This window comes from Streptomyces sp. NPDC058872 (genome assembly GCF_042743065.1).
GTDB lineage: Bacteria > Actinomycetota > Actinomycetes > Streptomycetales > Streptomycetaceae > Streptomyces.
The window spans coordinates 40,294-57,779 of record NZ_JBHYMK010000004.1; the positions used below are offsets into that span (position 1 = coordinate 40,294).

The following is a 17,486-nucleotide window of genomic DNA, read 5'->3' on the forward strand; positions in this document are numbered from 1 at the left end:
TGTCCGAATCCACCGCCGAGTAGCCGAACCCGGCCTGCACCGTCAGCCTTGTCATGAAACTCCCAGCCCCCCGCCGCCGTTGGTCCGCTTCAGCTTGATCAGTACCTTCTGCACCTCCTGGCCAACCCGGACCGGATCCATCGCCCCCTCGATGTGCACGTTGGTGACGAACGCGGTCGGGCCCGAGGACACCACCCCGCGGCCCGGCTGCACCGCCCCAGCAGCCACCCCCGCCGGCACCAACGCAGGAGACCCAGCACTGCTCGGCACCGCGGTGAACCCGGACACCATGTCCATCGAGGTCCGGTGGTCATACACCGTGGTCCCGGCCTGTCGGAACTGCACGAGCTCCGGGCCCTCCTCACCGACCCACGCCCACTCGCCGGCGCGCGGGTTACCGCCCCCGGCGTAGCCGCCGATCAGCTTGGTGAAATCGGATGCACCGGAGTTCTTCGTCCGGTACTCGATCATGATCGAGACCGTCTTGCCCTTGACCGACGCGATCTGCCCCTTCGCCCGCCTGATCTCCGCTTCAAGCTGAGCGATATTCGCCTTGATCTGCGCCTTCCGCCCATCGGGCACCTTGCCCAGCTTGTCCTTCGCCGTACGGAGCTTGGCCTCCAGATCCTCCAGGTTTCCCCGCAGCCGCGCAGTCTTGTCCGGCGTCTTCAGAATCTGGTCCGCCAGCGCTTTCGCCTGGTCTTCCGTCAGACCCATCTGCTGCGCGTTCTTGATGAGCTGACGGCGGCCCTTCTCGTAGATCCCGTTGACCGTCTCCCACGACGCCCCCGACTCACGCGCCGCGCCCGTCGCCTCATCGGTCTTCGCAGCCAGGTTGTTCAGCGCCGTCGCCGCCGTCCGGGACTTCTCCGTCCCCAACACCAGCTGCCCATCGACCATCTCCAGCGCGTCGATGTTCTCCTGCGCCGCCTTGGTGCTGTCGTCGATCGCCGCCTCGAACGCGATCTGCGCGCTGATGCCCTGCCGGTTCACGTCGTTGAGCGCGACGATCGCCTGCCGCAGACCATCCGCCGACGCCTTCTGTGCGTCCAACTTCTCCCGTGTGGCCTGCGCCTGCTCACCGAACAGGCCCATCCCCTCGGCAGTGAGTTCCGCCTCGAACGCGACGTCCTTCAGCGTCTCGCCGTAGTTGGTGAGCTGGGCCCGCAACTCGCCCTCGGTCAGGTCACCCATGCGCCCGGCGACCTTGCTGATCGCCGCCTCAGCCAACTCCGGATGCCCGTTTCGCACCAGACCGGCGAGCGCATCATCGAGCGCGCCGATCTGCTCCTTCGCCACCCCGACCGGCGCCGAGTCGATTCCCACGAGGTCACCGATCCACTGGATCGCACCCTCATAGTTCGACGGCCGCGACAGGGTCCGCAGCGACGTCTCCAGCTCACCGAAGTTTGCGCCCAGGATACGGGCGGCCTCGCCCGACAACTCGCCAGTGCGCGCGAACCGAGCGATCGACGACGACATCTTGTCGAGGTCGGCCGGCACCCCGCGGCTGGCCGACGACAGCTGCGACAGCAGGATCACCAGCAGGCCGATACCCGTACCCGCGATCGCGATCTTCGCTGCGCGAGACAGCGTGCCGATCGCCGCCCCGGCCGCCGCCAGCGGGCCGGGCGCCCCCGCCGCCGCCGTCCGCATCGCCAGGATCTGCGTGCCGAACGCGGCCAGCGCCGTACGGGCCGCCGCCGTCCCCGCCATCACCAGGTTGACCGTCTTGATCGCGATGGCCAACTGCAGCAGCACCGCGATCGTCTCGGGCGGCACCGCCGACGCGAGCTTCGCCAGGACGCTGACCACCTGCAGCATCCCCACGCCCACATCCGACGCACCGTCCAGGACATTGACCAGCGCCTCACCCAGGTCCCGCAGCACCTCACCGACCAGCGGGCCCTGCGCGCGCGCCCAGTCCATGAACTCGCCGATGCCCTCGCCGACCCGATCCCTGTCCAGCGTCCGCAGGAAGTGCACCAGGTCGTCGTTCGCCCGCTGCAGCACACCGGTGGAGAACGCGCCCATCCGGCGCGCAAACGCGTCGAACCCAGGGGAGGCGACACCGCCGCCCGCCAGCGTGATCGTGCGATCCAGCTCGCCAGCAAACCCGCGAACCATCGGCGTCAACTTCGGCAGCAGCGCCTGCATCACACCGAACGAGTGGGTCAGCGGGGCCATCGTGTCCTTGGCGAGGCTGTCCGACCAGTCCTTGTACTCGGCCCTCAACACCGACAGCGCGGCAGCGGCCTTGCGGGTCTCCGGCGGCAGCTTCGCCATCGCCCGGGCGTACTCCACCGACGCCTTGGCCGCCTCCTCCGACGTGGCCCCCGACTCCTCGACCGCATCGGTGTACTTCTTCTCCGCCTCCGACGCCTCCATCAGCGCAGCGACCTGCGCGCCGACCGCCAGCGCATACACGCCCGCGGCAGCCGCACCCGCCAGCACGGCCGGAGCCAGCGGAGCAATCGAAGCCGCCGCCGGAATCGCAGCCGGAGCCAGCGAGATCAGCGCCTTCCTCAGCGCCTCCCCAGCCTTCTTCGCCTCGTCCGCAGCCTGCGACCACGACGTGGTCGGCCGCTCCAACTCGCCCGTCCGATGCGCCAGCAGCGCGGCAGCGTCCGCCGTCGAAACGAGCCGGCCTTCCATGTCCCGCAGCCGGCCGTCAGCATCCTGGGTGAGGGTGAGGATCGCGCGACCGGACCCGTCAGACGCGTCCTCCATCGACGCACGCAGCCGATCAGCCGACTCCCCTGCATGCCCCAGCACGCGCGACAGGTGATCGCGGCCCTCCAGGGTGAACGTCAACCGCTCCGACGCCATCACCCACCACCTCCTCCGGCCGCCTGCTGGGCCTGCTGGGTCTGGTACTCGTCGAGCCACACGACAAGCGACTCGAAGTCCTCGACGAGGAGGTCATCCACCTGCGGCGGCGTGATGTGCAGCAGATGCGCGAACAGACCGAGGTACTCGGCCCTCAGCTCGCAGGTGTCTCGCTGCGGTCGCTCGACTGCTTGGGCGGGAGCGCCGCATCTTTTGGGCGCTCGGCCGCCAGCTCGGCGACGACACGCTCGGCGTGCTCACGGTCGTCCGCCACCGTGGGAATGATCCGCATGGCCGCGGCCACAGACACGGGCGTCGCCTCCGCGTCCATCCACGCCACCTCAGCAGTGGCCTGCGCCCACCGCTTCACCTCGTCCCGGTCCAGCCGCGTCTGCAACTCCTCCACCCCAGGGTCGAAGTCGCCGTACCGCAGGGATGGATGGCTGCGCTTCTTGATGACCCACGCCACCACCCGCATGGCCTCCAGGTCCTCACGCAGACCGTCCCTGATCTCCGGCCACGTCCGGCCATCCGTCCGGGCCGCGATCGTCGTCTCCGACACCCGCAGACTGCGGGCATCGAACCGCTCCACGTCCCCGTCGGTGGGGCTGTACACGATGAGCACGGGCTACTCCTAGGTGATGGTGCGGCGTACGTCGCTGAGGACCCGCTGGACCTCGGCACGCATCCGGGGCTTGTGCCTGTTCACCGTGGTGTCCCACCACGGCGGAGACGCCCACTGGGTCACCCAGCGGCGCCGGTTGCCAAATACGGGGTGCCGGATCCGCCCCTCGTTGATCACCGAGGCCATGTTCCGCAGGTCAGACGGCAGACGGGACTTGTCGACCCACATGCGGGCGCCCGGGTTGGCGCCCGTGCGCACACTGAGCCGCACCGCGTCAGCGATCGTCGCCCGCAGAGGGCGAGACGTCGGCGACGCCCCACCCCGCGAACCCTGCTTCCGACCCGGAGCGTTGATCGACACTGTCCGGATCGCGTTCTTCGCGTCGTTGTACATCGGCTCCGCGGCCCGCCGGATCCGGCGCGAGAAGTTCGCCTTCAGCCGGGGGCCGCCTGCCTGCTTCAGGCGCCGCGACAACTCGATGAGCTCGCCGGTGCCGGTGATCTGAACAGAACCGACGGCCATAACGCACCCCCGGTCACACGGTCGTGTCGGTGGACATGTACTCGATGAACGGCAGATTCGTGCCGTCGTACAGGCCCGTGAAGTTGTACGTCGTGCGCACCACCCCGTAGCCGTCGACCTGCGGCGGAGAGTCATCCACCTTGATCGCCGGCAGTGTGATCCGGAACGTCTCGTCATAAGTCGACTCGATGTTCGGGCCGACGAACTCCCACACCAGGCTCGTCGCCGCATCCGACGTGTGCAGGTCGTCCAGGGTCGTGGCGACGTAGTCCGCCTCCAAGCTCCCCGACACCCGCACCAGATCGTTGCTGATCGGCTCGGCCTTCAGCGCGGACGAATTCGCGTAGAACCGATCCACCGCCTGCGGGCGCTCGATCTTCATCGACACCTTGCGCACCCCGTCGAGCGCGGTCTCCGCACCGAACGTGCCCGCCTTGACGGCCATCTGCCCGAAGTGGAACGGCGACATGTTGCTGTAGCTCGCGGCCGCCAGCGTCTGCCCCTCGTCGCAGTCCTTCCCGTCGAAATCGACCGACGCCATCAGCATGCCGCCGGACTCGCACGAGAACTCCGCACTGGTGACCTTGCAGCCCACCAGGGACTTGTCCGTCACCGTCCCCGTCGTCAGCGGGATGCCCTTCTGGATCGTCAGGGACTTCCCCGCCGTATCCGCCAGCGTGTGCGTCTGCAGGTACGCCGCCGTCGACGCCTGCTGCACCGGAGTCACCGTCGTCCCCATGAGCGCCTGCAACAGCAGCCCCATGCCCTTGTTGACGACCTCCAGGCCCAGCGACCCAGCCACCTCCCGCTGCGTCACCACACGGCGCGACGAAAGCGCCAGCAGCCGGCCCGCCGCGATCCCCGTCGACTGCGCCGTGGTCTTCTTCAAGACCAGCGACTCCTGCGTGAACTCCAGGAACCTCGTCGGCGCCACGAACGTGCCGTACGTCGACTCAGCCGCGATACCGATCTGCGCGCCGAGCCCGGACCCGATCGCCATCTCAGGCCTCCTTCGCTGCGGACTTCGCCGCGGTCTTCTTCGGAATCACAGTGCCGCCCGCGGCCGGTTCCTCGACCGGCTCCCACGTGCCGGGCTGGCACACATAGCCCGGGTACCGGGCATCCGGCACCTCAACCACCTGGTCCGGCTGGATCTCACGGCCCCCGAGCTCCGGCACGGTGACCGGCTCCGGGCCGATGAAGCGCACACGCGCCATCGCTGTACTCCTTCGATCATGAAAAAGGGGAGGGGTTGGGTCAGATGCGGGCGAAGTAGGAGACGGTGAACCCGATGCCCGCCCGAGCACCCTGATCGGTGATGGCCTGCCTCAGCGATCCGGCAGTCAGGTGCGACCACTGGACAACGCCCCCAAGCGTGGGTGCATCCGGCGCTGCACCGGAGGCACGTAGCGCGTCCTCAACGACGGCCAGCAGCTCGAAGGCCCGCTGCCGCCGAGGCTGGATCTCCACGTCTCCGCTCCAGCAGTCGATCCAGCAGTCGATGACACCGTCCTCGTTGCGGCGGCGTGCGCCCGCGTAGGCGAACTCCTGCACCATCGAGGCAGACTCGCCGTCCCCCGGCTGGTAGCCGACGCACAACTGGTCGGCGACAGACTGGTCATTGACCGGCGGTCCGTCGACGATCTGCACATCGGCCAGCTCGGGGGCTGCACCCAGGATCGCCAGCAGAGCATCGATCGCCTCCGGCATGGCGGACGTTGCCATCAGCCCACCCCCGGCGGCAGTCGATGCGGCTCCATCAGCTGCAGAGCACGGTTAGGGATCGCGTACCCGAACGACGGAACAGGCTCGTTCACATCGAAGTCACCGGTACCAAGCGGCGGGCGCTGCGGGCCTTGCTTCGTCTGCCACAGGTGCCGCAGGATGATCCGGGCCGCCGAGGTGAGCGCGGCCGGCACGACCAGCCGGCCTGCCCGCGAGGTCGCGATCAGCGGGCCGATGAACATGCAGCCGTTCAGCCGCCGCACGACCCCGGTATCGAGGTCGACGTCGAGATCTGCCGGGTCGTATGAGGTACCACCGGTGTGCACCGGTTCCAGGGAGATCAGCTCCAGGACCGGGGTGTCACGCAGGGCGATCGATGCTGCCCTGCGGATGTCGATCCGCTGGGTGACGGTCCGGGCCACGACCGGCCCGCACATGCCCTCGATCCCGGACGTGATCGACTCGATCCACGTACGCAGCTCGTCGTCCTCCGCCGTGCTGGTCAGCCGCAGGTAGGTCTTGGCGTCGGCGAGCGAGAGGATCCCCGGCGGGGCTGCCTCCCGCACATCGAAGCTGTCGGTGTATGCGTCAGCCGGGCCCGTGAAGACCCAGCGGATCACATGCCGTCCAGCCTGCGTGGTGGCGTAGTCGACCAGGTACTGGCCGGTGCTCGACTCGCTCGCGGACGGGGTGGCGGACGTCCCGTCCGGCAGGGTCACCGTCACCGTGACCCCGCTGGCGGTGGTGAGGGTGCCGCCCGGGTCCCGGCACTCGGCGGTCAGGCGCGCGGTGGCGCCGAGATCGTACGGCACTCCTTCCCCCTTACGCCCGCGCGGGCGGCATGCGCCGCGGCCACCCCAGCAGGATCTCCGCCGCGTACACGCCGCCGGTGGACGGCGAGCCAGACGCCGTGACGACCACCCGCAGATACCGCTGATGACCGGTGTATCCGATCTCGTGGATCCGCTCGTCGTTCGCCGACGTCAACGCAGGCTCGGTCCCCTGCAGGTACTCGTCCGCGACAGCGGTCCAGTCCGAGTCGTTGGGCGAGTCCTGAACCTCGACGGTGTGCGTGCCATCGGTGACGGTCCCGGCATGGACCACGACCAGCGCGGAACGGAAACCGCCCTCGTCGGTCATGCGGTCCACCGTGGCACCCGTGGTGGACGCGGTACGGGCCGCGGCAGGCAGGATCGTCGACTGCGCCAACGCCACGTTGTACAGGCTGTGCCTCATGACCTGCCCTCCTGCTGCTCTGCGCCGCCATGGACGGTGGTTTCGGATGTGTCGGCAGACGGCCGGCCGGCGCCCTTCCTGCCAGCCCTGCGCGACGGCAGGGACCGCTTCTCGTCGGGCTCCGCGCTCGCCGTCTCGGCGCGCCCGGACCGCCGGGACACGTAGGTGTTGACGTCTTCGAAGAGCTGCTCGCGGCCCTTGAAAACGGAGTCGGTGTCCTCGACGAGGGTGCCGACCGTCACGACGCGGGGGGCGCCGTCCACGACTGCCGCGAACGCAGATGTGCACCGCTTGATCGCCATGTGGTGATCTCCCTTCCTCCAGCACGAAGGGGGCCGCGCTGTGCGGCCCCCTTACAGCGGCAGATCAGGCGGTGGTCGCGATGTTCAGCAGGCGGAACGCAGCGTCGTTGACGCTGTCAGCCCCCACCCGGTAGTAGGCGTACCAGCCTCGCTGACCGGTCGGCCGGTTGTTCGCGCCCACCAGGTGCGGCAGGAACTCGACCGTCATGCCGATCCGGTCGGCGATGACGTAGTGCTCGAAGTCGCCGAATAGCAGAGCGTAGTTGTTCTCCGTTGCGGCCGGGTCGAAGGTGCCGTCCATGTCCTCGGCCTCCAGCGCCGGACGCCCCAGCAGCATCGGAGGCACGTCCGCGCCCAGACGCTCCCACAGGTCCGCGCCACCACCGGTGTCGAACCGGCGCACCAGGTTGTAGATGGCCCGGTTCGCCATCCACGACCCCATCGCCCGGTAGCGGGCGGGCAGGGCCTGGTCGAGCTTGTAGACGTCGGCGACAGCGAACGTCTCCGCCGTGGTCGGCGCGACCTCGGACGATCCGCCGGCGAGGGCGGTGATGATGCCCGTCGGCTGGCCCGACCCGGACCCCGTGGTGAAGGCCGCAGCCTCCAGGGTGTCCTTGCCGAACGCGAGCAGCCGGCCGACCTCCTGGGTGACGTTGGCCTCGTCCTCCAGGGCCTCGATGCTGATCGGCACGAAGCCATCGGCCTTGTGGACCGGCACCGTCGGCTGGGCGAACGTCGGAGCGTTGTCCCCTGCCTCCGTGCCTTCGGCGGCCCACCGCCACGACACGGCCCCGGCCGAGACACCGTTCCACACGTCGCCGGTCGCCACGACCTGGCGGGCCGCCTGCCGGATCTGGTTACGCGACCCGTTCGACGTGATGATGACGGTCGGGTCGAGCTGGAAGGGCACCAGGTAGCCGCCCGCGCTGTCGGTCAGCGACATGGCCCGCTCCAGAGCGCGCTGCTCGTCGGGGGTCACCATGTGGCCCTTGCCGCGGGCCAACTTGGACCAGGCCCGCAGGTACTCCGGCGAGGACGTGGCCAGGCACATGCGGGCGATGGTGCCCCGCTTGTCGTCCCAGCGCTCCAGGATGTCCGTCGCCACGGACCGGATGCCGTCGTTGGCGCCGGACATCTTCTCCACCGCGCACAGCGCCCGGGCCCGCAGCTCCTGCCCGGTCTCCTCAGGAGAGCGGCCGAAGGCACGCATCTCGTCGAGGTCCCACGGGTTGCGGAAGCGCCGGTCCTCCACGCTGTCGGGGTTCAGGATCGGGTCGGTGTCGTACGAGCCGCCACCGCCGATCGGCGTGCCCCGCTGCACCGACAACGAGGCCGGAGACCGGTCGCTCACCTGCGTACGGGCCCGTACCCGCTCCAGGGCAGAGCGGCGCTCCAGCTGACGACGGTGGTCGTCGACGTCGGTGAACTCCTGCGTCAGCTCGTCGAACTGCCGCTCGTCCTCCTCGGTCAGGTCGTCGCGCGTCTCCAGCTCCTCAAGCTGGGCACGAATGTCCTTCAGGCGGATGACCGCCTGCTGGTGGGAGAGGTTCTTGAGGTCGGGCATCAGCCCTGCTCCTTCGCTTCGATCGATGCCAGAACGTCGTCCATGACCGCACCGATCTCTCGGATGTGGCCGCGGCGGCGTTCCGTGCTGGGTGAGGGCGACGGGTGCCCAACCTCGGGCGGCGCGTCAAGGGGGGTCGGCGGGTGCTCCCGTTCGAGCGGCGCGCCAGGTGGTGTGGTCTCAGGGGCCAGATGGCTGGGCAATTGGCCGGGGGCACTGCGGTAGAGAAGCGCGGTCGCTACCTCGCGGCGCAGCGCCGGGTCATCAGGGATCTGCGGGGCTGCGGCGTCACGCGCGAGGGAGGCGCGGATCTGCCGGGTCAGCTGGTCGTCGGCGGCCAGGCCATCCGCCATGTCCCGGGCCCGCACGGACACGCTGGTGCCCGCGTAGGCGGGAAAAACGACCGGCCCGAGCTCGCGGCACTTCAGCTCGATGAGTTCGCGCTGCAGCGGCCCCCGTTCGCCTGGTTGCCACAGCAGCTGGCCGATCTCGTCCTCTCGGACGACCTTGCCGTGCACGTCGGTCCACTGCTCGCGGACGACCTCGAATCGGAACGACATGCCGTTCACGGTCTCCTCGGCGATCGCGTCCCGTACGGGCTGCATCAGCCAGTTGTCCGTGATCCGGGCCTCGACATACAGACCCTCGTCGTCCTCGCGGAGGTCGACGATCGAGCCGATCGGCAGCGAGCCGATCAGCGGGTGCCGGCCGTGGTCGAACTGCAGGACCGGGGTCTGTTCGCGGATCGTCTTGCGGAACGCGCCCTTGCGGATCGTCTCGGTGAACGTCCCTTCCCACGAGTCGATCTCCGTGGCCTGCCCGAAGACCGCGGCGTACCCGCGCAGGGTCCGGCCGTCGCCGTCCGACTCGCCGTCGGCCCGTTCGAACGAGAAAGGCGCGGACCTGGTCAGGTCACGCGCCGTAGTGTGCAGGGTGCCCATTAGGTCCCCTCCTCAGGTGGCGTGGGCGTAGTGGACGATCTGGTGCCAGGCCGTTGGAGCTGGACGGAGAACAAGCCGGTGTGCTCCAACAGAGACCAGTCCTCGGCCTGTACCGCGCGCTGTACGGACTCGGGCGTGTAGCCGGCGTCGACGAGCGCGCGGATCGTGCGGGACTGGATGCCCTGGATCTCAGCGGCGTCCTTCCGGTCCTCACGCAGGAACGGCACCCCGGTCACGTCGTACCAAAGCCGGGTCGCCACACCAGGGGACCGCAGCAGAGGAGCGAAGGACCCGGCGACGTTCCCCCACAGGGGGTGAATGGTGCCGTCCGCGAACCGGCGGCGGGCCTGCCCGTAGTTCGAGTACGTGGCGGCCTGGAGCCCCTCGGACAGGCCGACGATGATCGGCGGAGTTCCGGCAGCAGCCGCAATCCGAGTCTCCCCGGCGCCCTGGACCTTCGCGAAGTCGAGCTGCTGAAAATCCTTCCCGACGACCGTGACGTCCGCGCCACCGCCGAGATACAGGGTCTTGTAGGCGTTCTCCACACCGCGGTGCCCCGAGTCCATCTTGGCCTTGAACTTCTCGAACGCCTCCGGAGTGACCTCGCGGGCCAGGCGCACGACCAGGTTCGGCGTGGCCGCGTTCTCCAGGAACGCACGCTTGTGCCGCACCATCAGGTTGTCGGTCTGCGTCTCACGCAGAACCGGCGTCAGCCAGGACATCCCCCGGTACGTCGCCAACGGATCGGGAGTGGGCGCGAAGTGCGCAACCTCCTCCGGCCACAGGAACACAGGCTCCTCGCCAGGCTCCTGATACAGGTAGCCGTACCGGCGCCAGCCAAGGGTGCCGCCATGCATCGTGCGGCGCTCCAGGACGATCTGAACCCAGTCCGGCCGCATACGGACCACCTCGGGCCCGTCAGCAACCCAGTACGAGTTGCCCGCCAGGTCAGCATCCTGAATGACCCGGGCCAGAAGATCCTGCGTCGTCCCACCAACCCACGGCGTCTCCAGGCGCGCGAGCTCGGTGTTACCGAACAACTCGCTGGGACGACCGTTGTTCATGCGCTGCCAGGTGAACCGGGCCGAGGAGAACACCGACTGCCGGGCCACCATGCACGCCCAGATGATCGGGTTGGTGGCAAACAGCGTCGCGTACCCCGGGAAGTCCCCCGGCGCCTTCTCCGCGACCTGACCAGGCTGACTCTGGGTGATACCCAGCGGCGACCACCCGCCGTACCCCAGCGAGGCCTGTAGAGCCTCGGCGTAGTCGTCGATCGTCGAGATGGCGCGCGCATCGTCCTGGCGGCGCCGGGACCTCCACAGCGACGTCATGAGCTGTCACCACCTACGTCCGCCACGAAGAGGCAGTAGGCGACGAGGAGCACCCCACCGACCATCAGGGCCGTGGCGGCGCCGAGCCAGAGCCCGGCACCGCCCGCCACCATCCCACCGCCAGCCAGGACACCACCACGAGCCCTGCTCTGACTGCTCACCCGAAGGCGACCCACGGTTCCACCTCCTCCTCCGGCTCCTCGACGTCGGCCGTCAGGCCCCAGCGAGCGAGCGTGACGCCCACCAAGGGGCTGATGTCGACACCGACGCCGCGCCGGGCCCACGCCCACGCCTCGCCGAGATCGCGCTTCCTGGCGCCCGCAAGCGCGACGGAGAGCGGCGCCTGGCCGATGTGAACGAGCTGCTGCGATACGACCGCGTCATAGAACTGGCCGGTGGCCTGCGCCACGTCCCGAGCGCGCGGCGTAACCACCTCGATCCCCAACCGCTCCTCCAGCTCCTTGATGAAGGAGCCGGCGGGGCTGGACGGGTCGATGACCCAGCAACGAGGGGACCACTTCGCATGCAGCTCGGCGGCCCGGTCCACCACCCACTGAGTACCAGGCCTGTTCTCGATGACCTCCACATGGAAGGACGCCTCTGAGCGGGCCGCGATACAGATCGAGGTGTGCGAGCGCTCCGGGGTCGTATCGATCGCGAACGTCACCGGGTCGTCGGCCTGGCTGTCGCCATCGATGAGCGCCTCCCAGGCGTCCTTACCGATGACCGACCAGGCGTCGCCCTCCTCGTCCGGGTAGTCGCCGACACCGAGCCGCTCACGGGCGAAGATCTCCGGGCCCATGGTTCGACGCTCACGCTCGGTGTGCTCCAGCGTCAGTCGGTACCCGAGCGCCGGGTTCGCCAACGCCACGGACTCCGGGGCGAGCGGGTCATCGTGGTCCGTGCAGTTGGTCGCGCACTCCCTGACGTGCGCGTTGATCGACCATTCCAGGTAGACCAGTGACGGGTCCGGCTCCCCGGACTCGACAGCAGCGAGCGCGCGACGTCGGAGGCGGGCCAGTTGGACGGACTGCGGACCGATGCCGGCCGACCCCAAGTACCAGACCTGCGGGTCGTCGACGGCTGCCATGGTGGGCATCAGGGCGCCCATGGCGTCGTCACCCAGGATCATGTCCTCGTCGAGGATGACGCAGTTGCCGGTGAAGCCGCGGCCGGAGCCACCGGAGCGGGCGAGGAACCGCAGGCGCTGGCCGGTGATGAGCTCGATGGCCTCCTCGCCCGTCGTCCGCCGGACCCTGGCGACGCGTTTGCGCAGGTGGTCGGTGTTCACGATCAGCGACTCGATCCGGCGGAAGGCCTCGATCGCGGTCTTGAACTCGTGGGCCGAGTGGATGATCAGCTCCTCGCCGAGGAGGAACAGGCCGGCGAGCTCACGGGCCTCGATGATCGAGCCCTTGCCGTTCTGACGACTGACGGTGACGGCGCACTCGAAGGCAGCCCAGCGGCCGTTGGGGTCCTCGCCGAGCCCGACGGTGAGTGCGTGCTGCTGCCACGGGTCGAGGAGCAGGCCAGCGGATGCCGCGAGCTCAACCGCCTCAGGGCCCGAGGAAGCGACGTACGGGGGGACGGTCTCGATTCGCGGGCGCTGGGCGCCGTAGAGCTTCTCAGGCGCCACGACGGGCCCTCCTGCGGGCCTGTAGCTCGTCGAGCTGGTCCCCGTCCGAGCGGACCGGAGCCAGGCTCCGCAGTTCCCGCATTAGCGCTCGCAACTCGCGGGCGGCGACGGCCTTCGCTGTAGGGGCGGTGGCGTCATCGATGGTGACGGCTAGGGCGAGCGCAAGGGCCGCTTGACCTGGGGCGATACTCTCCACGGCGAGCGCTTCGAGCTCGCGCTGGATGGCGGAGGCGAGCACGGGTACCCCCTAGGTCGTTTGCTCAAGTGAATTCAAGCGAATGGCGATTGGGGGTTGACAGGTGACTCTCAGTGTGCTTGCCCCGTTGATCTTGGCCCGCGCGCAAAACAGGGCGACAAGGGCTTTTGGGTCGCCCGCCCTTCGGATCTCACGATGCCCAAGCACCCCCCTCCCCCGGGGGCGAACCTGCTGGTCAGGGCCGGTCTGCGCTGCTGTGGAGGCTCGCGCCGCGTGCGGTCGTGGCTGCCTGCGGGGTGGTGGTGGGGCCGGGGTGGGGGCCGTAGTGGGAGTGTGCTGGGTGACTGGGTCACCAGCTACGGGAGGCCTGCCGGGTCACTCTGTGTGAGGGCTGCTTGGCTGCCTCGCGGTACCAGCGGGTGGCGACGGCCTGCATGTGGGGGGCTCGCATGTCGGCGATGCGCTGCATGACGATGTCGCGGCCGGGGTCGACGGTGATCAGCTCGGCCTGGTGGCGTCGGTACTTGGCGAGCGCGCGGGGGCTGGGTTGGGTGTGGATGAGGTAGATGTCGACGGTGTCGCGGTGGGCGAGGGCTTCCTCGATGGCGGCGAAGCGGGCGCGGTGGGCGACCTTGAGGAGGGTGGGGTCGTGGTTCCAGCTGGGTGCCCCCGGTCCTGCGAGGGCGGTGGCGATGAGGTCCAGGTCGATGACGATGTCGCGGGCCCGGGCTCGGGCTCGGATCCAGCTGCTCTTGCCGGCGGCGGGCGGGCCGGTGATTACGTAGAGCACGGCGCCTCCCCGTGCTCGCAGCAGTAGTCGCCGCCGCAGCCGCAGCAGCGTTCCGGCTCGTGTGTGAAGCGGTACTTGCCAGCGGGTGTGAGCCAGGGCCGAACGGCCGAGACCCCGTAGTCGAGGAGGCCGGCCGATGTGTCCCGGGCCATGGCTGCCGCGACGATCTTCGGCGGGTAGTCGGCTTCGAGGTGTTCGAAGGCTCGGCTGCCGTACGTCGCCACGGCCGTGAGCACTGTCTCGGTGGAGAGGTCGGAGCGCTTCACCGTCACCACCTTCGAGAGGCTCGCTGCGGGGCGCGTGCTGTTGTTCGGTTGCCCCGTGCCGAGTTGCAGCGGCGGTGTGCGCTGCGGGCGTTGGCGGGGTCGAGGAGGCTGCCGCCGCGGCTGAGGGGGGTAGCGTGGTCGAGCGTGAATGCCCAACTGGAGCGTCGGGCGGCGTCGCCGGTGATGCGGTAGTCGATGTCATGGCCGCACCACCAGCATGGCAGTCCGAGTGCGCGTTGCTGCTCGGTGAGGCGGCGGTAGGGGCGCCCGTTGCGGGGGTTGCCGGGCACGGGCGCCTCCTTGGGGTTAGGAGCCGGGGGTGGCTGCGGAGGCCGCGTCCTCGATGGCCTTCTGGAGTGCGTCTTGGCCGTCTTGGTTGGTCTGTTGGATGACGGCGAGGACGGTCTGTAGGTAGTCGGCCTCGGCCATGCTGGCGCACTCGGGGGGCTTGGGGAGGTCGGTGGCGGTCTTCGCGTCTTGGATGGCGGCGTAGACGGCGTTGGTGCAGGCCTGAGCGGCTGCTTCGGTGTCGACGGTGGCTGTGGTTGTGGGCGCCGGCGGCTTGGGGTCGTTGCTGCCGCTGCTGCAGCCGGTCAGTAGGAGGAGTGTGGTTGCGAGGGCGGTGGCGGTGGTGTGTCTGCGCATCGGGCCAGGGTGTCGGACGTGGCGCGTGTGGGGTGGCGGTGTGTCCGTGTCGTGACATGGCGAAGGCCCCGACCGTGGTGGTGGGGCCGTGTGTCTGGGCATGCCGGAGGCGTCTCCATCATGGGGCAGGGGCGGCCGGATTGCAACTACGGGTGTAGTGCCCCGCCGTCCGGGCGCTGTTCCGGGGGCGGGGCGGGGTCCGAGTTGCAGCCGTCGAAGCTCGGATGGGATGTGTCTACGGTACTTGCGGGGGCTGACAGCGGCTACGGCCGCCACTCGGCGCGGTAGTCGGGATGGTCGGCGTACACGGCGGCGAGAGACTTGATCGCCCAGTAGTGAGCGGCGTCGAAGCCCCCCTCGGGGTACTTCGCTTCGCACTCCCCAGCGCACCACTTATCGTGCGCCCGCAGGATGCGCCGCTTAGCGTCGACCTCGGCCAGCATTCGTGTGGAGCGTTCCTCCTCATGGGCGGTGATGCGCTCCCGGATTGCGTCTCGGGACGCGTCGGCGATGACGTCGTTAGCCTTCACGTCCCACTCCTCGCGGGGGAAGTGCTCGCGCCATGCCTTCCACGCCCGCAGGTGGGCGCTCGGGGTGAAGAGATCCCAGTGCGTGTCGCTGTAGTAGCCGCGGCGGGCGCGGCGCTCGTCGTCGTCGAGGCGGGCGCGGAGGAACGTGGTCAGGTCGTCCATGTTGTTCATCATTCCCTTCAGCGGCTGATGGTGTGGTGGCGGTTGGCTTCGGCGGGGGTGTGGATGACGGCCCCGGCTTGGCCGATGGGGTCTACACGCAACCCCTTCTCGGTCCCCTCTTCGCTGGTGTTGTTGGCGTTGGTGTTGGCATGTGACCTGCACAAACAACGCCCGGAAGGGGGTGCCTCCTCGCGGGGGATGTCGTCGCGGTGGATGCCGGGCCCGTTCTTCCCGCCCGCGCGGACGCCGGGGCGGATGGGGATGCCGGCCTCGTCGAGGAGGGCGCGGACGGCCTTCGTGTCGGGCAGGCCGGCGGCCTCTTGGAGCTGGGTGAGGCGGACGTTCTCCTGGCCTTGGGAGAGGCTTAGGAGAACGGCGACGATGTCGACGGGGTCGGCCTCTTCCAACTGCTCGTCGGCGTGTTCGCGGCGCCCGGCGATCCAGCTGCGGGTCTTGCGGAGGGCCATGGCGGTCCCGAGGCCGGCGGCGTAGTAGGCGGTCTCCGGGACGGCGACGGCGACGGCCCCGCCGACTCCGATGGCGATGGCGAGGAGGCAGCCGGCTGCGGCGCGTTCGGTGCGCTGCTCCGCGGCGGCTGCCTGCTCCTCTCCTGTGGTGGGGGTGGTGTCGTCCATCAGAAGTAGGTGGTGATCGGGGAGCCGAGGGCGTTCACGGCCGAGGCGAGGGGTACGGCGGCGATGCCTGCGATGGTGCCGGCCAGGGAGAGGAGAGCGCCGGAGAGCGACCCGGCGACGATCTTCCCGGCGGGGATGTGCTTCCGTGCCCACAGCAGCAGCGCGACCATCACGACGGTGAGCAGGAGGAGGACGACGTAGCCGCCGGAGTCGAGGACGAGGGGGGTGGCGCGGGTGACGTCGCGGTCCTGTCCTCCGACGCCCCAGACGAGGCCGATGTGTCCGGCGAAGTTGCCTGCCCAGATGCCGAGCCAGGTGATGGCGCCGAGGGCGGAGACGGAGTTGTAGGCGGAGAGGGCGGCGAGCATGCCGTAGATGAGGGCGAAGACGAAGGGGAGGAGTGCGGTCCAGCGGCGGCCTTCTTTGAAGTACCAGCGGATGAGGAACATGGCGATGATGGCGAGTCCGGTGGTGACGCCGCCGAGGCTGATCACGGTGTACGGCATCAGTTGTACCCCCCGCCGCCTTGCCCGACCTCGGGGGTCGGGTTCGGCTCCGGCTTCGGTTCCGGGATGTCGTTGAGGTAGCGGCGAACGGTGTCCTGGCGGACGGGCCGGCCAAGGAGCCGGGACACCTCGGCGGTCGCGTCGACCTCGTCGTAGATACCGCGCTGCGCGACGAGCTTCGTTGCGTCCAGGACGGTGACTGGGGTCGGTCCGGATTGGTTCGGATCAGGGTCCGGGCCGGTCAGCGGCTTCTCACCTCCTGGGGGGAGGGCCGATTCCGGACCGGATCCGGTGGGCGTCGGGCGCTCGACCCAGACCTTTGGTGGCTGGTAGCCGAGGACGAGCGCGACCTGCACGGCACTGACGTGGACGCCGTACGAGACCAGCTCGGCGGCGAGTTCGGCGGGCGGAGTGGTTGGCTTCGCGGAGTGTGCGAGGCGGATTGCCTCGTCGGGGTCCATGTTCTCGAAGTGGGCGCGCAGCTTCGCGGTGGCGGAGTGTTCCAGGCGCGGTTCGGATTCGGTCCGGATCGCATCCGTGCTGGTCACGTGGTTGACCGCACGCGCCCGGGTCGCGGCCCACGCCTGCTCGCCCGCGAGAATCCAGCCCCACAGTCCGTAGCGGGGAAGGGTCACGGGGCGGTCGCCGGCCGCTGCGCGCTTCCGGGCTCGGGTCGCGGCCCACGCGAGGTCGGCGACGATCAGCAGGGCGGCGGTCGGCGCGGCGAACAGCAGCAGGGCGGGCACGCCGCCGTTGATGTGGTCGGCGTGCTTGGCGTTCAGGCTGACGGAGACCGCGGCCAGGGCGAACACGGCGAGCCGCGGGCCGGCAGCGGACCGGCCCTCGTTCGTGGCGGCTGAGGCGAGGTACAGGCACGCCATGGCGGCGCCGTCGAACACGGCGGCCGTGAGTAGGGCGAGGTAGTGGGGGACGCCGTAGAGGTCGTGGGCGACGACGTAGAGGGACCAGCCGGTCATGCCGGCGGCGGCGGCGCCGATGACGAGCAGGGATGCCCACCAGACGATTCGGTTCACAGGTGCCG

At 69.4% G+C, this 17,486-nt stretch carries 23 protein-coding genes; all 23 read right to left on the bottom strand.

Annotated elements, in window-relative coordinates; genetic code table 11:
• Positions 1–51: 51 nt before the first annotated feature.
• The gene (locus ACFW22_RS03330) at positions 52–2,829 is read right to left on the bottom strand and encodes a hypothetical protein (protein WP_386398605.1); all 2,778 of its coding nucleotides are present in this window, start codon (positions 2,827–2,829) and stop codon (positions 52–54) included.
• Positions 2,830–2,983: 154 nt separating this feature from the next.
• The gene (locus tag ACFW22_RS03335) at positions 2,984–3,454 is read right to left on the bottom strand and encodes a hypothetical protein (RefSeq protein ID WP_386398195.1); all 471 of its coding nucleotides are present in this window, start codon (positions 3,452–3,454) and stop codon (positions 2,984–2,986) included.
• Positions 3,455–3,463: 9 nt separating this feature from the next.
• Positions 3,464–3,976: a hypothetical protein gene (locus ACFW22_RS03340; RefSeq protein ID WP_386398198.1), complete on the bottom strand. Its 513-nt coding sequence runs from the start codon at positions 3,974–3,976 to the stop codon at positions 3,464–3,466.
• 13 nt (positions 3,977–3,989) lie between these two features.
• Positions 3,990–4,976, bottom strand: a complete 987-nt coding sequence (locus tag ACFW22_RS03345; protein WP_386398201.1) for a phage tail tube protein — start codon at positions 4,974–4,976, stop codon at positions 3,990–3,992.
• Between the two features lies 1 nt (position 4,977).
• Positions 4,978–5,193 (bottom strand): hypothetical protein, encoded by a 216-nt coding sequence (locus ACFW22_RS03350; protein WP_386398204.1) that lies wholly within the window; start codon positions 5,191–5,193, stop codon positions 4,978–4,980.
• Positions 5,194–5,233: 40 nt separating this feature from the next.
• On the bottom strand, positions 5,234–5,701 hold the full coding sequence (locus ACFW22_RS03355) for a hypothetical protein (protein ID WP_386398207.1): 468 nt from the start codon (positions 5,699–5,701) through the stop codon (positions 5,234–5,236).
• Positions 5,701–6,513, bottom strand: coding sequence for a hypothetical protein (locus tag ACFW22_RS03360; protein ID WP_386398210.1), 813 nt, complete (start codon positions 6,511–6,513; stop codon positions 5,701–5,703). The genes ACFW22_RS03355 and ACFW22_RS03360 overlap by 1 nt, the downstream gene beginning before the upstream one ends.
• A gap of 10 nt (positions 6,514–6,523) precedes the next feature.
• Positions 6,524–6,937 carry a hypothetical protein gene (locus tag ACFW22_RS03365; protein WP_386398212.1) on the bottom strand — a complete coding sequence of 138 codons (414 nt, stop codon included), beginning with the start codon at positions 6,935–6,937 and terminating at the stop codon, positions 6,524–6,526.
• Positions 6,934–7,239, bottom strand: coding sequence for a hypothetical protein (locus ACFW22_RS03370; protein WP_386398216.1), 306 nt, complete (start codon positions 7,237–7,239; stop codon positions 6,934–6,936). The genes ACFW22_RS03365 and ACFW22_RS03370 overlap by 4 nt, the downstream gene beginning before the upstream one ends.
• 64 nt (positions 7,240–7,303) lie before the next feature.
• On the bottom strand, positions 7,304–8,803 hold the full coding sequence (locus ACFW22_RS03375; RefSeq protein ID WP_386398218.1) for a phage major capsid protein: 1,500 nt from the start codon (positions 8,801–8,803) through the stop codon (positions 7,304–7,306).
• On the bottom strand, positions 8,803–9,744 hold the full coding sequence (locus tag ACFW22_RS03380; protein WP_386398221.1) for an HK97 family phage prohead protease: 942 nt from the start codon (positions 9,742–9,744) through the stop codon (positions 8,803–8,805). The genes ACFW22_RS03375 and ACFW22_RS03380 overlap by 1 nt, the downstream gene beginning before the upstream one ends.
• Complete coding sequence (locus ACFW22_RS03385) at positions 9,744–11,078, bottom strand: phage portal protein (protein ID WP_386398223.1); 1,335 nt, start codon at positions 11,076–11,078, stop codon at positions 9,744–9,746. The genes ACFW22_RS03380 and ACFW22_RS03385 overlap by 1 nt, the downstream gene beginning before the upstream one ends.
• Positions 11,075–11,239: a hypothetical protein gene (locus ACFW22_RS03390; RefSeq protein ID WP_386398224.1), complete on the bottom strand. Its 165-nt coding sequence runs from the start codon at positions 11,237–11,239 to the stop codon at positions 11,075–11,077. Before ACFW22_RS03390 ends, ACFW22_RS03385 begins: the two co-directional genes overlap by 4 nt.
• Complete coding sequence (locus ACFW22_RS03395) at positions 11,236–12,714, bottom strand: terminase (RefSeq protein ID WP_386398227.1); 1,479 nt, start codon at positions 12,712–12,714, stop codon at positions 11,236–11,238. Before ACFW22_RS03395 ends, ACFW22_RS03390 begins: the two co-directional genes overlap by 4 nt.
• A complete protein-coding gene (locus ACFW22_RS03400; protein ID WP_386398229.1) occupies positions 12,704–12,952 on the bottom strand; it encodes a hypothetical protein in 249 nt (82 codons plus the stop codon). Before ACFW22_RS03400 ends, ACFW22_RS03395 begins: the two co-directional genes overlap by 11 nt.
• A gap of 307 nt (positions 12,953–13,259) precedes the next feature.
• Positions 13,260–13,700, bottom strand: a complete 441-nt coding sequence (locus ACFW22_RS03405) for a hypothetical protein (RefSeq protein WP_386398232.1) — start codon at positions 13,698–13,700, stop codon at positions 13,260–13,262.
• A complete protein-coding gene (locus tag ACFW22_RS03410; RefSeq protein ID WP_386398235.1) occupies positions 13,688–13,966 on the bottom strand; it encodes a hypothetical protein in 279 nt (92 codons plus the stop codon). The genes ACFW22_RS03405 and ACFW22_RS03410 overlap by 13 nt, the downstream gene beginning before the upstream one ends.
• Positions 13,967–13,968: 2 nt before the next feature.
• Entirely contained in the window at positions 13,969–14,256 is a 288-nt protein-coding gene (locus tag ACFW22_RS03415; RefSeq protein ID WP_386398241.1) for an HNH endonuclease, read from the bottom strand.
• A gap of 16 nt (positions 14,257–14,272) precedes the next feature.
• Positions 14,273–14,611: a hypothetical protein gene (locus ACFW22_RS03420; RefSeq protein ID WP_386398244.1), complete on the bottom strand. Its 339-nt coding sequence runs from the start codon at positions 14,609–14,611 to the stop codon at positions 14,273–14,275.
• 263 nt (positions 14,612–14,874) lie between these two features.
• Positions 14,875–15,303 (bottom strand): DUF6221 family protein, encoded by a 429-nt coding sequence (locus ACFW22_RS03425; RefSeq protein WP_386398247.1) that lies wholly within the window; start codon positions 15,301–15,303, stop codon positions 14,875–14,877.
• Positions 15,304–15,320: 17 nt separating this feature from the next.
• On the bottom strand, positions 15,321–15,938 hold the full coding sequence (locus ACFW22_RS03430; RefSeq protein ID WP_386398250.1) for a hypothetical protein: 618 nt from the start codon (positions 15,936–15,938) through the stop codon (positions 15,321–15,323).
• Positions 15,938–16,444 (bottom strand): hypothetical protein, encoded by a 507-nt coding sequence (locus tag ACFW22_RS03435; RefSeq protein ID WP_386398253.1) that lies wholly within the window; start codon positions 16,442–16,444, stop codon positions 15,938–15,940. The genes ACFW22_RS03430 and ACFW22_RS03435 overlap by 1 nt, the downstream gene beginning before the upstream one ends.
• On the bottom strand, positions 16,444–17,478 hold the full coding sequence (locus ACFW22_RS03440; RefSeq protein WP_386398255.1) for a DUF2637 domain-containing protein: 1,035 nt from the start codon (positions 17,476–17,478) through the stop codon (positions 16,444–16,446). The genes ACFW22_RS03435 and ACFW22_RS03440 overlap by 1 nt, the downstream gene beginning before the upstream one ends.
• Between the last annotated feature and the right edge of the window lie 8 nt (positions 17,479–17,486).

What these genes read in the sequence shown, in the direction of transcription:
- ACFW22_RS03365 (WP_386398212.1), bottom strand. Translation starts at nt 6,937, where the DNA reads ATGAGGCACAGCCTGTACAACGTGGCGTTGGCGCAGTCGACGATCCTG.
- ACFW22_RS03420 (WP_386398244.1), bottom strand. Translation starts at nt 14,611, where the DNA reads ATGCGCAGACACACCACCGCCACCGCCCTCGCAACCACACTCCTCCTA.
- ACFW22_RS03380 (WP_386398221.1), bottom strand. Translation starts at nt 9,744, where the DNA reads ATGGGCACCCTGCACACTACGGCGCGTGACCTGACCAGGTCCGCGCCT.
- ACFW22_RS03425 (WP_386398247.1), bottom strand. Translation starts at nt 15,303, where the DNA reads ATGGACGACCTGACCACGTTCCTCCGCGCCCGCCTCGACGACGACGAG.
- ACFW22_RS03375 (WP_386398218.1), bottom strand. Translation starts at nt 8,803, where the DNA reads ATGCCCGACCTCAAGAACCTCTCCCACCAGCAGGCGGTCATCCGCCTG.
- ACFW22_RS03430 (WP_386398250.1), bottom strand. Translation starts at nt 15,938, where the DNA reads ATGGACGACACCACCCCCACCACAGGAGAGGAGCAGGCAGCCGCCGCG.
- ACFW22_RS03385 (WP_386398223.1), bottom strand. Translation starts at nt 11,078, where the DNA reads ATGACGTCGCTGTGGAGGTCCCGGCGCCGCCAGGACGATGCGCGCGCC.
- ACFW22_RS03435 (WP_386398253.1), bottom strand. Translation starts at nt 16,444, where the DNA reads ATGCCGTACACCGTGATCAGCCTCGGCGGCGTCACCACCGGACTCGCC.
- ACFW22_RS03330 (WP_386398605.1), bottom strand. Translation starts at nt 2,829, where the DNA reads ATGGCGTCGGAGCGGTTGACGTTCACCCTGGAGGGCCGCGATCACCTG.
- ACFW22_RS03345 (WP_386398201.1), bottom strand. Translation starts at nt 4,976, where the DNA reads ATGGCGATCGGGTCCGGGCTCGGCGCGCAGATCGGTATCGCGGCTGAG.
- ACFW22_RS03350 (WP_386398204.1), bottom strand. Translation starts at nt 5,193, where the DNA reads ATGGCGCGTGTGCGCTTCATCGGCCCGGAGCCGGTCACCGTGCCGGAG.
- ACFW22_RS03370 (WP_386398216.1), bottom strand. Translation starts at nt 7,239, where the DNA reads ATGGCGATCAAGCGGTGCACATCTGCGTTCGCGGCAGTCGTGGACGGC.
- ACFW22_RS03355 (WP_386398207.1), bottom strand. Translation starts at nt 5,701, where the DNA reads ATGGCAACGTCCGCCATGCCGGAGGCGATCGATGCTCTGCTGGCGATC.
- ACFW22_RS03340 (WP_386398198.1), bottom strand. Translation starts at nt 3,976, where the DNA reads ATGGCCGTCGGTTCTGTTCAGATCACCGGCACCGGCGAGCTCATCGAG.